Origin of the sequence: Campylobacter volucris, from assembly GCF_008245045.1 — a bacterium.
Taxonomy (GTDB): Bacteria; Campylobacterota; Campylobacteria; order Campylobacterales; family Campylobacteraceae; genus Campylobacter_D; species Campylobacter_D volucris.
In genome coordinates this window covers 281,909-296,801 of the sequence record NZ_CP043428.1, presented here as the reverse complement: position 1 = coordinate 296,801, position 14,893 = coordinate 281,909, and the positions used below count along the sequence as shown (strand labels likewise).

The 14,893-nt window shown below is 27.3% G+C and carries 15 protein-coding genes; 3 read left to right on the top strand and 12 right to left on the bottom strand.

The window, feature by feature from the left end:
* Positions 1-56: 56 nt before the first annotated feature.
* Complete coding sequence (gene lgt / locus CVOLT_RS01645; protein ID WP_039665158.1) at positions 57-872, bottom strand: prolipoprotein diacylglyceryl transferase; 816 nt, start codon at positions 870-872, stop codon at positions 57-59.
* A 76-nt stretch (positions 873-948) separates the two neighbouring features.
* Here lgt and CVOLT_RS01640 point away from each other — a divergent pair, with 76 nt between their 5' ends.
* On the top strand, positions 949-1,737 hold the full coding sequence (locus tag CVOLT_RS01640; protein WP_039665157.1) for a hypothetical protein: 789 nt from the start codon (positions 949-951) through the stop codon (positions 1,735-1,737).
* On the opposite strand, the gene CVOLT_RS01635 is transcribed toward CVOLT_RS01640, so the two are convergent.
* The 6 genes from CVOLT_RS01635 to CVOLT_RS01610 are packed head-to-tail and all read right to left on the bottom strand — an operon-like array spanning position 1,724 to position 5,919.
* Complete coding sequence (locus tag CVOLT_RS01635) at positions 1,724-2,263, bottom strand: hypothetical protein (RefSeq protein WP_039665156.1); 540 nt, start codon at positions 2,261-2,263, stop codon at positions 1,724-1,726. The genes CVOLT_RS01640 and CVOLT_RS01635 overlap by 14 nt on opposite strands.
* A complete protein-coding gene (locus tag CVOLT_RS01630) occupies positions 2,256-2,786 on the bottom strand; it encodes a hypothetical protein (protein ID WP_039665155.1) in 531 nt (176 codons plus the stop codon). Before CVOLT_RS01630 ends, CVOLT_RS01635 begins: the two co-directional genes overlap by 8 nt.
* A complete protein-coding gene (locus CVOLT_RS01625) occupies positions 2,783-3,772 on the bottom strand; it encodes a DUF8341 domain-containing protein (RefSeq protein ID WP_039665154.1) in 990 nt (329 codons plus the stop codon). The genes CVOLT_RS01630 and CVOLT_RS01625 overlap by 4 nt, the downstream gene beginning before the upstream one ends.
* Positions 3,773-3,774: 2 nt before the next feature.
* On the bottom strand, positions 3,775-4,398 hold the full coding sequence (locus tag CVOLT_RS01620; protein ID WP_039665153.1) for a lysophospholipid acyltransferase family protein: 624 nt from the start codon (positions 4,396-4,398) through the stop codon (positions 3,775-3,777).
* Complete coding sequence (miaB, locus tag CVOLT_RS01615; protein WP_039665152.1) at positions 4,382-5,680, bottom strand: tRNA (N6-isopentenyl adenosine(37)-C2)-methylthiotransferase MiaB; 1,299 nt, start codon at positions 5,678-5,680, stop codon at positions 4,382-4,384. Before miaB ends, CVOLT_RS01620 begins: the two co-directional genes overlap by 17 nt.
* Positions 5,677-5,919 carry an HP0268 family nuclease gene (locus CVOLT_RS01610; RefSeq protein ID WP_039665151.1) on the bottom strand — a complete coding sequence of 81 codons (243 nt, stop codon included), beginning with the start codon at positions 5,917-5,919 and terminating at the stop codon, positions 5,677-5,679. Before CVOLT_RS01610 ends, miaB begins: the two co-directional genes overlap by 4 nt.
* A gap of 125 nt (positions 5,920-6,044) precedes the next feature.
* On the opposite strand from CVOLT_RS01610, the gene nusA reads away from it, so the two are divergent.
* Positions 6,045-7,136 (top strand): transcription termination factor NusA, encoded by a 1,092-nt coding sequence (nusA, locus tag CVOLT_RS01605; RefSeq protein WP_039665150.1) that lies wholly within the window; start codon positions 6,045-6,047, stop codon positions 7,134-7,136.
* On the opposite strand, the gene CVOLT_RS01600 is transcribed toward nusA, so the two are convergent.
* The 3 genes from CVOLT_RS01600 to CVOLT_RS01590 are packed head-to-tail and all read right to left on the bottom strand — an operon-like array spanning position 7,133 to position 10,004.
* Positions 7,133-7,486 (bottom strand): hypothetical protein, encoded by a 354-nt coding sequence (locus tag CVOLT_RS01600; protein ID WP_039665149.1) that lies wholly within the window; start codon positions 7,484-7,486, stop codon positions 7,133-7,135. The two genes, nusA and CVOLT_RS01600, sit on opposite strands and share 4 nt — an antisense overlap.
* Positions 7,483-8,856 (bottom strand): cytochrome P450, encoded by a 1,374-nt coding sequence (locus CVOLT_RS01595; protein WP_039665148.1) that lies wholly within the window; start codon positions 8,854-8,856, stop codon positions 7,483-7,485. Before CVOLT_RS01595 ends, CVOLT_RS01600 begins: the two co-directional genes overlap by 4 nt.
* An 11-nt stretch (positions 8,857-8,867) precedes the next feature.
* Entirely contained in the window at positions 8,868-10,004 is a 1,137-nt protein-coding gene (locus CVOLT_RS01590) for a hypothetical protein (protein ID WP_039665147.1), read from the bottom strand.
* A gap of 153 nt (positions 10,005-10,157) precedes the next feature.
* On the opposite strand from CVOLT_RS01590, the gene CVOLT_RS07955 reads away from it, so the two are divergent.
* The gene (locus CVOLT_RS07955; RefSeq protein ID WP_039665146.1) at positions 10,158-11,657 is read left to right on the top strand and encodes a DUF8374 domain-containing protein; all 1,500 of its coding nucleotides are present in this window, start codon (positions 10,158-10,160) and stop codon (positions 11,655-11,657) included.
* Here CVOLT_RS07955 and kpsS read toward each other — a convergent pair.
* Together kpsS and CVOLT_RS01575 are read right to left on the bottom strand one after the other, a co-directional pair.
* The gene (gene kpsS / locus CVOLT_RS01580; protein ID WP_039665145.1) at positions 11,654-12,832 is read right to left on the bottom strand and encodes a capsule polysaccharide modification protein KpsS; all 1,179 of its coding nucleotides are present in this window, start codon (positions 12,830-12,832) and stop codon (positions 11,654-11,656) included. The genes CVOLT_RS07955 and kpsS overlap by 4 nt on opposite strands.
* Complete coding sequence (locus CVOLT_RS01575) at positions 12,829-14,874, bottom strand: capsular polysaccharide export protein (protein WP_039665144.1); 2,046 nt, start codon at positions 14,872-14,874, stop codon at positions 12,829-12,831. Before CVOLT_RS01575 ends, kpsS begins: the two co-directional genes overlap by 4 nt.
* Between the last annotated feature and the right edge of the window lie 19 nt (positions 14,875-14,893).

The window sequence follows — 14,893 nt, the reverse complement described above, 5'->3', positions numbered from 1 at the left end:
TAATAAGTTTAACATCGGAGCAATTATAAAACTTTTTTTCTTAAAAAAATAAAAAATTAAAAAATTTTTTTAATATTTTTTAAATAAAAAGATAAAAATAGTCCTAATAAAAACATTATAATGCTTAATATCTGACCCATACTAAGTCCTATAAATACATAGCCTAAACCAAAATCAGGCTCTCTAAATGCTTCACAAATAAATCTAGCCACAGCATAAAGCATAGTATAATAAACTATCAATTGACCATCATATTTTTTAAATTTTCTAACAAAAAATAAAACTCCAAAAACCACCACTCCTTCTAATAATGCTTCATAAAGTTGTGAAGGGTGACGCAATACTCCATCTACATAAATACCCCAAGGCACATCTGTAGCTCTTCCAAACAATTCTTGATTTAAAAAATTTCCTATCCTACCAAAAACATATCCTAAAGGAACGCTAATAGCTACTAAATCAAGATATTTCCACATATTTTGCTTATTTTTTTTGCAAAAAGCATAAGTTGCGATTAAAAATCCCACTACAGCACCATGATAACTCATACCTCTAATACCGACAAATTCACCATTATAAAAAGGATTAAAAATTTGCCAAGGATTTGCCAAATACCATAAAGTATTTGCATCATAAATTAAAATATACCCTAATCTTGCTCCTAAAATCACTCCGATTTCAACCCATATAAAATAACTATCAAGCATGGAATTTGAAATTCCCATCTTATCTTTTTTTGCAAAATACTTTGCTATTAACAATGCAACCAATAAAGCCAAAACATACATTATGCCATACCAATGAACTTTTAAACCAAAAAGCTCAAAAGCAACTACATCAAAATTTGCATAAATATTTTGCCAATACTCCATAATACACCTTTATATAAAAGTCATAATATATCAAAAAATTGTTATAATTATAAAAATTAATTTTTAAGGTTTATGTATGAAAAAAATATTAATATTTTTAATAACAATACTATCTTTCATAGCTTGTGCTGATAATCAAAAAACTTATCATATTTCTATGCCTAGTTTTAAAACCCAAATTCAAGAGCATAATACTACAACTAATGTCGATGGGCCAAAAATAAAAATTTTAGAAGCTCAAATTTCAAAAAATACTTTTTATAGTTCTTATTTTGAACAATCAACTCTTAATCAAAGAATAGACAAAAGTTTGCAACTACTAAAAGATCAACTTATAAAAGATGTAAAAACCATCTTAGAAAACAAAGGTTATCAAATAGTCCAAGATGGTGCTGATTATACTTTTACGATGATTATAAACGCAAGTTTATATGAAGATAAGGTTTTAAGAAGTTCAGGTCTTGGTGGAGAAAATGTTGAATCTTCTTTTATGCTAATACTTGAAGCGCAAAACACCCTAGCAAACTTAGACGGAAATACTACTTCTATTAATAGCTCTACTAAATTTGATGATGCTATTACAATTAATTATCCAATCAAATCTCAAGCAGGATTTGACACTTTTAAACAAGTTTATAGCGCTGTTCCTACTCAAATCAATGAAAATACTTCAGCTAGTGTTTTAGAAGTGGATAATTTATTTATCAAATTTTATAAAGAAATGAGTGTAAATTTGCAAACTTCTATCCCAAAATATGAAAAAATTACCACAGAAATAAAAACACAAGATCTAGTTGAAGAAGACACTAACACAACAAAAGAATCAAACCCTTATCAAAATAATGAAGTGATTATTTTTCAATAGCTTTAGCATAAAATACATTTGCGTTAAATTTTAACTCAATGTATTTTTCTTTAGATTTAAATTCAACCGGAGAATCAATCTCCACTAAATTTTTGTATTTTTGTAAATCATTTAAAAAAGAATAAAAAGCTTGGGGATTTTTAATTTTAGCTTCAATGCTAAATTTATATTTTAAATAATCTTTTGGTTTAGAAATTGGAACTGATTTAAATTGGACTTCTTCAAAATAATTTTGCATAAATTTTAAAAAATCTTTAGTAGAAAATTCAGAATTTATCTGAGCTAAACGAGTTTGGTTGGTATTTTGAAAACTTGCAATAATTTTTTCTAAACTCTCAAGCTCAGTAGATGCTTTTGTATTTTGAATTTCTTGTCTAGCAAGTTTTGAATGAGTGAGCTTGTAATCTTTTAAAAAAGGAACAATTAAAAATAAAATCAAAACCGCACAAATAACAATAAAAGAAAAAGAAAAAATTAAAATTTTTAATATATCTACTTCTTCAAGACTTCTATCTTTTTTATTCATAATTATCCCCAGATGTATTAATGCTTACAAATCTATACCAACCATTTTCAAGTGGATAATAACTCGTTTTAGAAATCGTAAAAACACTTTTTAATGGAGCTTCTAATAACAAAGAAAACATCTCTTTAGTTGGAGTTATACCTCGCAAAGTTAAAGAATTATCCTTTATAATAACCTCGTCTAAAGAAATATCCTTTGGAACTAAAGTGAATAAATTTTTCACACTTTTTAATAAAGTTAAATTTTTTCCATCTTCATCATCATCGCCTACAACAGCCACAGCTTGAAAATTTTGCTTTTGAAGCTCGGAAAATTTTAATTTATTATTTTCAATTTGAGATAAAATTTGAATAAGTTCTTCTTGTTTATTATTAAGTTGTATAAAAGCATATGAACTTTTAAAAACAACTATCACAAAAACCATCAAAATCAACGAAACACTAATTAGTGTAAAATAAATCCAAATTCTAGTAAAAAGATTAAATACAGGTTTTGCTTTAGGCTCTATCAAACTATATTTCATAATTTTAAATCCCTTACTACAAGCTCATTCATGATATCAAGAGTATCAATTAACTCTACTTCTGGTCTTATAAAAAGCTCATTTTCTAAATAATCTAATGAAGTATTGCTAAATTCTTCTTCGTCAAAAATCACTATTTTTTCCAAAAAATTATTATTATATAAAGGATTGTTATAAAATTCTTTTACACTATCAATGATAAATTCTATCATTTTCATATTGGTGCTAAAATTTTCTAAATCTTCCATAGGTGCTTGCTCTGTTTGTTCTTCTAAAGATTCTATTTTGTCAAAATCTTCACCCATTTCTTCTAAACTTTTTAATTCATAATTTTCTTCAGTATTTTCAACATCTTCTTCATTTTTTTCACCTTCTAACTCTTGGGTTAATTCTAAAGGCTCTTCTTCATCTTGCATATCTTCAAAAATTTCTTCTTCATTATAATCTTGACTAGCTATATCAAAATAACTACCAAAATATATTTCTTTATTTTTACAAATTAACATTGCTACAAAATCATGATATCTATACACATATAAACTTACCTTATCATCAAAACCTTTTTTTTCTATACTATGATATAGCAAGAAAAATGGAGAATACAACAAATCAAGCCCACCAAAATCTTCAAAATCTTGCTGATAAAGTTCTAAAGAAGAATTTGCTACATACATCAAAGCATTATTTAATGGTAGGCATTTTACCGTATTTGTATCAACTCCAAATTTAGAAAGTTCTTTATAATTAGAACTTGGAGCCACACCTTGAGCTATAGAAGTAAAAAAGGTGTTAATATAATAAATTTGAAAATCTTTACTTAAATTTTTAACATATTCAACAGCCCTAGCTTTATCTTCAAAAGTTTTTTCAAAAGTATCAACAGCTTTAGAATTTTTCCAAGTATGACATCTAATGGTATATTGTTTTTTATCATAACATATACATACTAAAAGTTGTAAAATGTATTTTCTAAGAAAAGATAGCATAATTAGCCTTTATCCATTTGACTTATAATATCAAATTTTTCTTTTATCAACACTTTAGCTTCTTCTAAATTTAAATTTTGAATTTTAATTTCTTCACTCAATCTATAAGTGATTTTTGAAAATGGCTTAGGGAGTATCATTTTATCCCAACTTTTAAATTCCCAAAATGAACTTGCTTCATAATTAAGCAAATAAAGAGGAGTTTGTTTTTTTAATGCTATTATCACAGAGCCATCTGAAATGCTATGAAATGGTCCCCTTGGTCCATCTGGGGTAATGATGATATCATCTCCTTGATCTAAAATTTTAAAAGATTGTCTTAATAAAGCCAAAGCTCCTTTACTTGTGCTTCCTCTTAAAGTATTTAAGCCAAAAAATGCAATATTTCTAGCAATGATTTCTCCATCTTTATGATGAGAAATCATCACATAAGCTTTTTTTTCTTTAATACCCATTTTTTTATATGCAAAAGGCATTAAGGCTAATCTTCCATGCCAAAAAAGTATAACGCAAGATTTTTTAGGTAATGCCTCTCCTAAATACACCTTTTTGCAAGTTAAAAAAATCAGCCATTGAAGTAAAAAAATTCCAAAAGCTATACAATCGATTTTAAATGATTTCGCCATTTAACACCATACGCTTAGGATTGGTGATTTTTACTTTTTTCATTTGACCTAATAATTCTTCACTTCCTTTTACTTGAACTAAAAAATTATTATCACTTCTGCCTGCAATATTTCCTTCGCTTCTTAATTCTTCAAATAATACCTCTACTTCTTTATCCTTTTGTCTTAAAACAATTTCGTCTAAAATTTCAGTATGTCTAGCTTGTAAAACACTCAAACGCTTTGAAGCAATATCATCTGGAATTTGATTTGGCATAGTTGCTGCTTTAGTCAACGGTCTTTTAGAATATTTAAAAGAAAACATTTGCTCAAAACGCACTTTTTCAAGCACATCTAAAGTATCTTCAAAATCTTTATCACTCTCACCTGGAAAAGCTACAATAACATCAGTAGAAATACTCACTTCATCACACATTGAACGAAGTTTTAAGGCTCTATCTAAATACCACTCTTTATTATAACCCCTCTTCATAGCCTTTAAAATTTCACTCGAGCCACTTTGCAATGGCATATGCATGGATTTGCATACTTTTGGATTTTTTGAGAAAACTTCTAAAAATCTATCATCCATATGCAAAGGATGTGGACTTGTAAAGCGAATACGCTCCAAACCTTCTATCTCGCTGAGTTTTTCTAAAAGATCAGAAAAATTAATTTTTTCATGAGCATTTGAAAATCTTTTACCATAATTATTAACATTTTGTCCTAATAAAAAAATTTCTTTAGCACCATTAAAAACAGCTTTTAATGCTTCTTTTTTAATAATCTCAAAAGGTATGGAAATTTCATCCCCTCTAGTATGTGGCACTATACAATAAGTACAATGTTTATCACATCCTATAGAAATATTTACATAAGTTTTATAAAAACTATTTCTAAAATCAGCAAAAGCATAATTGCTCTCATCAAAATCTATATCATTGCCTAAAAATTTAGGGGTATTAACTGCTTGAGTGATCTTAGAAACATTTCTAGCGCCTAAAACAAAATCCACATTAGGAGCGCGTTTAAAAATTTCATCCCCTAAATGAGAAGCAGTACATCCACAAACTCCTATTTTTGCACCATTTTTTTTGATTTTTTCATAACTTCCAACTTCTGAAAAAAGTTTATGCACAGGTTTTTCACGCACTGAACAAGTATTGATTAAAATCAAATCTGCTTCTTTGGCATCTTGAGTTAGTTCGTAATTTTCTTTTTCTTTAAGTTCGGCTATCATGTGCTCTGAATCTCTTACATTCATAGCACAACCTAAAGTTTGTATAAAAAGTTTTTTACTCAAAGAATATGTACCTCATACATATAATCAGCCTCATCTAAGCCATATTTAATCGTTCTATGATAAACACATTTTCCTTTTTTTTCAAAGTGCTCAACCAAAGCTATAAGCTGCTTATGTGCATTATCTTTATCAAAATAAAAAAATTTCTGACCTTCTTTATCTATAGCCTTTTCAATACTTTCTAAACTTATACTTTTTGGCTTTTCATCCACAGAGGTTCTTGCTATTTTTAAATCCATATCATCATCCTCGTAATGTTTTTAATCTAAAATTATAACAAATTTTACTTTTAATTAAACTTATTAAAGATATAATTTAACCCTTACAAAAATTAAAATCCCAAAATTAAGGTAGTATTGTCATTATGGAAAAAATCACAGATATTATAGAGTCCATTGCTAATGAAAAAAATTTACAAATTGAAGATGTGCGTCAAAGAGTAAAAAAAGCACTTATTAATACAGCTAAAAAAATTTATGGTGATAAATATGAATTTTTTGTTGATTCAGGAAAAAATTTACAACTTTATCAAAAAATCATCGTAGTTGCTGATAATGATGAAAGATTAGAAAATGAAAATGAGCATTTTATCGCTCTAAGCAAAGCAAAAGCAGAAGCAAAAGATGTAGAAATAGGAGATGAACTAACTTATGAGTGCTATTTGGAAAATTTAGGTCGCACTGCTGTAAATATCTTACATAAAGAATTAGAATACAACATACAAAAACTTTTAGAAGAAAAAATATACGAAAAATATCAAAAAATGGTTGGACATATGGTATTTGGTAGTGTTGTTAGAATAGATAGTGAAGAAAATACTTATGTAGAAATTGATGAATTTCGTGCTTGTTTACCTAGAAAAAATCGCATTAAAGGTGAAAAATTTAAAGTTGGCGATGTAATAAAAGCTGTCATTAGACATGTATATATAGATAGAACTGGTATGAGAATGGAACTTAGCAGAACGAGTCCTAAATTTTTAGAAGCTTTGTTAAAAGCTGAAGTTCCTGAAATTAAAGATGGGTTAATTAATATTTATGCAAGTGCTAGAATTCCAGGTGAGCGCGCTAAGATTATCTTGCAAGCAAATAGCCCAAGTGTTGATGCAGTAGGTGCAACTGTGGGAGTTAAAGGAGTAAGAATCAATGCTGTTAGTAAAGAATTAAAAAATGAAAACATTGATTGTATTGAGTATTCTAATGAAATGGCAATTTTAATTACTAGAAGCTTAGCTCCTGCTATTATAAATTCAGTGCAAATTGAAGATAAAAAAGCTATTGTTAGCATTAATAGTGAGCAAAAAAGCAAGGCTATTGGTAAAAGTGGTATTAATATACGCTTGGCTACAATGTTGCTTGGTTATGAAATAGAGCTTAATGAAGTAAATAGCGAGGATAAAACTTTAAATCAAGAAGAAGCATTGAAAAACCTTAAAGCTTTATTTGGAGAAAGCTAAAGCTGCTTACCGACAGTTTGCTCGGTAAGTTTTTTTTCTAATACCAAATCAACGATAGCTTGTTCTCTTTTATTGGCCTTTTGACAATGATCTTTATCAAAAAAATCTGTTATTTTTATCACTATTTTTGCCCATCTTTTATGGCGCTCTCTCCAAGCATGCGAAGACAAAGACTCCCAAGCATAGCCATTAAACAAAGTCGCATTGACAAAGTGATCTAATGCTCTAACACCTTGTCTAACTCTAGCTGCATCTCCAAAAGTACCCACTATAACTATAAAAAGATAGCTAATCACCGCCAAAGGAACGATAGCGCAAAGTAAAATTGTTCCTGCTAATTTTTCTTTCATTTTTTCCTTTTGATAAATTTAATATTCATACCATTAGCTGATCTTATAGTAAGTCTTCCTACAACATCTGGTGTGAAATTTTCTTCTAATTGTAACTTATAAGTCCTTAAAATATTTGCTAAAATTAAAATTGCTTCTTGCATAGCAAAACCTTGCCCTATACAAATACGCTCTCCCATACCAAAAGGCATATAAGTATCTTTTTTAATCTTGCTTTTATCTTCATGGCGACTTGGATCAAATTCATGAGGATTTTCCCAAAAATTATCATGTCTGTGTATAAGCCAAGGAGCTACCACTACTCCTGAACCTTCTTTTATAAGCTTATCACGCATTTTACTTTCATGTTTTGCTTCTCTAGCAAAAAATCCCACAGGAGGATAAAGTCTTAAGCTTTCTTTGAAAATATTAGTAAGATATTTCATCGATTTAATATGCTCTATGGTAAATTTTTCATCCCCTGCAACTTGCATGATTTCTTCATAAGCTTTTTCTTGTTCTTTTTCACTGATGCTTAAAATATAAAGCGTCCAAGTAAGCGAGCTTGCAGTGGTTTCATGACCTGCTAAAAATAACATTGCTACTTGATCTAAAATTTCATTAAAAGAAAATCTTTCATTAGTATCTGCATCTACCACCATAAGCAAAGAAGATAAAATATCTTCGTATTTTCCCTTATCAGCTAAAGCATTTTCGTATCTTGGTTTGATAATATCAGATAAAACTTTTCTTATAGTCATACCAGCTTTTAATCTTTTTTTCTCACCCAAAAGATTTGAAAGCCAAGTTGGAAAACGAAACATTCTTCTCATAGCAGTTTTGACTGTTTGTTCTTGCACAGTTACAAAAGCATCTAAAACTATTTTTCCTTTAACCTCATCTAATTTTGAAGACATAATGGTTCTAAAGATCACATCTGCAGTGACAAAAGTCATCGCTTCATCTACTTCAATGATGGCACCATCTTCATATTTATCAAATCTTGCCATCATATCAGAAGCTGCCTCGCTCATCAAGCCAAAAACCTTAGAAATTCTAGTCATTTCAAAAGATGGCCTTAACAATTCTCTTTGTTTTTCCCAAACCCTGCCATTAGTAGTAAAGATACTAACACCCAAAAGCGGCTCAAGTAATTCATGTAAAAGCTGACTTTTTGGATATTCTCTTACCTCATCAACCATAATGCGTCTTACTTCTTTTGGATCATTTACCACATAAAGATCAAAACCAGGCATTTGGACTCTACCCATCATCATTTTATAGCTTCTTTCATACAACCCATCAAGCCAAGATCTTCTTTTAAGTAAAAAAGTCATAAGAGTAGAAGCCTTATTTTTATAAGGCTTTGGATGAAAAGGACATTGACCCATGATTTACTCCTTTATTTGATTTTTTCTTCTAGCATATTTTTGCCCATTATAAAGTCAAAAAAGTCATATACGCCTTTAATTTGCGTAGAAAATAAATATAAAAAATGTGCTTTATATTTGTCTTTTTTGATTTTTTTATAATCTTGCTTGTGATATAAAGTATGAAATTTAGCTGAAAGATATTTTGGACTAAAGTTAGCTTTTACTCCACTTGTGCGTATGAAATCAACCTGTGCAAAACAAGCTCCATCAATGATAGAAGTAAAATCATACCATATTAAATTTTTACTTCCTAAATACTCTAAATCTTTTCTAAACTCATGTGATATTTTCTGATAGCTTACTAGTGGAATACACTCTCCTAAAGTGAGTATTTTTAAATTTGAAAAATCAATATTTTCTTGCTCGCATTTTTTTAGCACTTTAGTCAAAACATTGATACATAAAATCGTTCCTACACTATGAGCTATTAAAATTAATTCATAATCTTTTTCTTTAGAATGAGTTTTTAAATTTTCAAAAATTGTTTGAGAAAATTCTTGCATTCTTTGTTCTAATTGACCCTGTCTATTTTTTTCCCAATTTGCACAAAATGAACAAATTCTAGCTATCCAAAACACAGCTAATTTTTTTCCAAATTTAAATAATATTTTTGGCAAAACAAATAAACACACAATAAAAGCTAAAATTCCTAATGCTAAATGAAAATTTTTAAGATAAAACAAAGCTCCAAAAGCACAACTTAAAGTAAAAATCAAACTCAATAATACATAAAAAAATGGATAATACCCTGTAGCAAGTTGATTAAAAGATTCTTTTCCAAATTTTATAAAAAGCCCTGTGATGGTATAAATTCTAAAAAAACCATAACAATCATACAAAGCATCTTTTAAATCTTGCGACCAATTTTTTTTAACTATATCATTCCAGCTTAAAAAAGTGTATCTAATCTCAGTTTTTTCAGTATTTATCTCCCAAAAAGGAAAGGAATTAGGTTTTGTTTGGCTTTTTGAAATTGTATAGTTGTATTTTAAAATTTCATTTTGCAAAGATAAATTCTTTTTAAACATAGTATAATAATGCCTATATCCTCTAGGATCATAACCAGCTATATAAAAAACATCTCTTTTTTTACACTCTTTTTCCATAGCAAACCCAACTTAAAAATAACTCAAAAATATAGCTAAAGTTATTATCTTTGTCAAATGCTTAAATACTAAGACTAAAAGAGTTTTTTACTCTTACATTATTTATTAAAAAATATTTTATAAAATTCATAAATAAAAATTAAAGAAGGTGCTATGGAGATAGTTTTACTAGGTGGGAGTAATAGTGTTGTTAAAAATGGTCTTAGAATAGGACTTGAACACAAAAATACCATCTTGCATAATTTTGCCCTAGGACTTAGCACTTCTTTGCAAAATTTATACGAACTAATCCGTCATGCAAAAACCATAAAAAATGCTGATTTTATCATCAGTGAATCAAACATCAATGATTATTTAAGTCCTATTAACACAACTATTTTGCTTAGAAATATTGATTATTTTTACGAGCAATTATATAAAATGCAAAAAACAACTATTGTTTTAATCTTACCTATACCTGCACAAAATGATAAAGCTAAAGCCATTAATGAAACTCATAGGAAAAACTGCTATCACTATGGTTTTAATTTAATCGATGTAGATCTTTATTTTAAGCAAAATAATCTTTATGCCTTTGATCAAAACTATAAATTCCATCCTATGCCACTTGCTATGCAAGAACTTGGTAAAAATATCATCAATCATTTAAATCATTTTAAAAAATCCAAAGAAAATATCCCTTGTTCTAAGAGAAAATATTTTATTTTTACTCCAAATTTAGCTAAATTTGAACATAAAAATTCATTTTTTTGTGAAAAAGTAATAAGAATTAATGCTTTAGAAAAAATATTTTTCCCACAAGAATACCTAGGATATCAAATTTTAGGAATTCATACTTGGACTCAAAGTAATTTAATTACTCATGCTATATCTACCATAAGTATTGAAAATGCTAATTTTCAAATCCATAAAAATTTTAATATGATTAATAATTTTCAAGATTTACAAAACGATAAAGCTTTTATAGATACTCAAACTTATTTTTATGTTAATCCTCAAAATATTAAACAAAGCGAAGCAAGTAGCGGGGTTAATATAAGTGAAAAAACTACTAAATTAAATCATATTGATTTAATAGGAATATTACTTTTGCAAAATGATGATTTTTATCAAAGCAATTTAAATCTTGAGAAAAAAAATGAAAATTTTTTAATCCCTCCTATAGAATTTTATGCAAAATTAATCCATGAATACGAAGAAAATATTAAATTTGATAAACAATCTTTTTTACAAAGTCAAAATCACAATCTCATGCAATTTTTAACACATAAAAATTTAAAAAATGAATTTGAGCTTTTTATATCTAAAAATACCAAGCTTTACGGGGCTAATTTAAGAATCAAAGAAAGATTAAGCTATAAGCTCGGAGAAGTAATTATAAAAAATAGTAAAAGTTTTACAGGATATTTAAAAATGCCTTTTGAATTAATAAAAATCAAAAAACATCATTTGAAAAACCAAACAAATACTAAAGACTTACCGCCTCTAAAAGCTTATGCTGATTACAAACAAGCTCAAATTGCTAAAACTCATTTGCCTTATCTTTTAGGAAATGCACTTTTGCAAGCTTCAAGAACTCCTTTTAAGATTGGCTATATAAGTTTGCCTTTTAAGCTGAAAAAAATTGCTAAAAATTATAAAAAGAAAATTTAATCTAAACTAGTATTTTTAAAAAAATTCCCATTTATTTGAGTTTTATAAATGACATAATTTCTAAATTTAGCATGCAATCTTGCATCAGGTTTATAAGCTCTACATTCTTTCCAAAAAGTATGCAAACTTTTTTGATAGGTTAATCCTTCTATATCATAAAATGCTTTTCCCATGACCTTTAAAGAACTCCCATGATACAAGGCTGAAAGTCCTACCGTGCTATTTATAACTATAGTGCCTCTAGCGTTGCTTAAAAGCATAGGTAAATGCAAATCATGCACATATAAAATTCGACCTTCTACATTGTATTTTAAACTTAAATTTTCTATCAATTTAGTATAGTCTTTATAGCCTCTATCCATAGGGTGATGTTTAAAAACTAAATAAGATTTTGCTCTAGCATGATTAGCAAAAGAAATAATCACTTCTTCTATAAATTTTTCCGTAGTTTTTTTATAATGATGGGACAATTGTGTGTCATTAAAAACTTGTAAAATGGCTAAAAAATATTTTTGTTTGAGATTAATGATTTTTTCATTGATTGGTTTTTCAGTGATCTTGTATTTTTTCTTTCTATATAAAGACAAAAGCCAAGGAGTAAAATCAAAAAACTTTAACGATCTATGATGCAAAGAATTATTAAAATACCAAGCAAACAAAGCAGCAAAAAACCAATACAAAAACGAAGCAAAAGCCATATTTTTAAAAGTGCTAGAAAAATTTTTTATTTTGTATTCTTTGTCAAATTTTTTATGATTTAAATAAAATTCTTTATCTCTTGGCAAGGTAGAATTTGCATTTACTCCATCTTTTTCAAAGGTTATAAAATTAGGTCTTATATAGCCTTCTTCAAATATCCAAATTTCTATACCCATTTCTTTTGCTACTTTAATGGCTATTTCATGAATTTTACGACAATCATTATACATGATAATAATTTGAATATTTTTTTCTTTAAAAAAATTAATATAAAAATTTTCTAAATTTTCTAAACTACCTCTATAATTTACACTTTTAAAAGGATAAAAAAAGAAATCTCCGCCATTAAAATTGATTTTATACACATTAGCATCGGGTATCTTTTTAGAAATTTTATAAAAAAAACTTCCAACAGGTCCTTGAAGTAATAAAACATTTTTTCCAGAAAATTTTTTTAATTTTTTACCTAAATTCATCTACCTATAACAAACTCTATTGCTCTTCTAATTTTTCTAAGTATAAAGATTTTAGAATCTAAAATCATCTTATAATAAAAATTTGAAAAATATTTTTCTTGCATTTTTAACATTATATCTAAAGCAACTTCAACTTCGCATAAATTTTTAGTTTTTGGATGTATATATCTTGGATAAAGTATCAAAACTCCAGCTGCTAATTCTTCTAAGCTTAATTTTTTAGTTCTTCTTGATATATTATGCATATCATTAGTTAAACTCCAATTAGCATAAAAAGGCTTGCCATAAGTAAAAACTTTTTTACCACGTAAAAGCGCATCAAAGCCACTAGTAGAGGTTATGGTATGCACTTCATCACTTGCATTTATAGCACTATCTATACTTACATTTTCAATTATTTCATCGCAATATTTTAAAATTATATTTTTATCTTTTAAACCTTTTCTATTTCCACTTAAAACATCAGGATGAGGCTTAAAAACTATAAAGGCATTTTTGTTATTTTCTCTTACAACTTGCAAAAGTTTTAAGGTATCAAAACCTGCTCCACCTAAGATCATAGAAGCATCATCTTCTACTTGAGCTGGGATTAAAATAACCTTTTTATTTGTATTAAATTTCAAATCTTCATGTTTTAAGCCATTGTATTTTGAAAATTTATTTGTAATTATAGTATTTATTAAATTTTTAGCTCTTTGCTTTAAATTTTCATCAAATTCATAATTTTGCAAAATATACTCCAAATCACTTTCTTGATTTGGATCTATATATAAACCCTTGCTATCTACCACTAAAGAAAAAGGCCTAGTAAGATCAGATCCTAAAAAAATAGATCGCAAAAAACCATCTTCGACTAAAAAAATATTGTCGTTTTTTATATTTTTATTATACAAATAAGATTTTAAATCTTTTTTTTCAAATCTTTTTCCCCATATAAAAAAATTATCATTTTCATTAATTTTATATTTTAATATATCATCAAAAGAATTTAAAAATATAATTTTATTTTTTTTAGCTTGAAAAAAAGGCTTTATAAACCATCTTTTCCATAAAGTAAATCCTAAAAAATATAAATTATTTGAATTTATTTGCTCTATTTTTTTATATTTTGCTAAAGTATTTATAGTATCAAAAATATCGCTTTTTTTATCCAAATAAGGATTAAAATACTCACTATACAAAATATAAGCAGCGTAAAAAACTTCTTCTAGTTTTCTTTTTTTAAATCTTCTTTTACATTTTAACTTATCCTTAGTTAAACCCCAACCAGCATAAAAAGGCTTGCCATAACAAACACACTCTAACCCCATCATCAAAGCCTCAAAACCCATACCAGAAGTTTTTGTATAAACCTTATCAAAAAAGGATAAAAGCTCTATTGGATTATAATTTTCTTTTATTAAAATACATTCTTTTGGAATATCTTTAACATCAAAATCACTTTGTTTTTTGCTGCTTAACACATCAGGATGAATTTTTATATAAATTTTAGCTTGAGGATTTTCTTTTATAGCATCATTTATAATTTCTTGAGTGGAAAAATTTTCTGCTAGGCCGTATTTTAAAGAAGCATCATTACCAACTTGAGCTATTATCAATACTCGCTTTTCATTTTGGCTAAACAAATCTTTTGGCAAGGATAAATTATTATTATATTTACCTAGCTTTTCTTGTTTTATCAACTTTATAGCTTTTTTTGCTTGTTTTAATTCTTCTTCGTTAAATTCATATGTATTTAAAATATTTTCAAGTCTAGATGGCGCAGTCGCATCATAATAAATTCCCACATCATCTTTGACAATAGAAAAACTAGGACTATTTTCTATACCCAAATTTAAAGAACGCAAAAAACCATCTTCTAATAGCAAAAACTTGCTATTATACTTTTTAGCTAATTTTATAGCTTTGAAACCTGATTTTTTTCTACCCCAACCCAAAAAAATATCTTCTTTATTTATGGGTTTAAATATATTAAAAAATCTTGCTTTATAAAAATTTTTAACATTAATTATAAGTTTTTTTGAAGTACTATAAAATGCCATTAATCTCTCTTAAAAATTT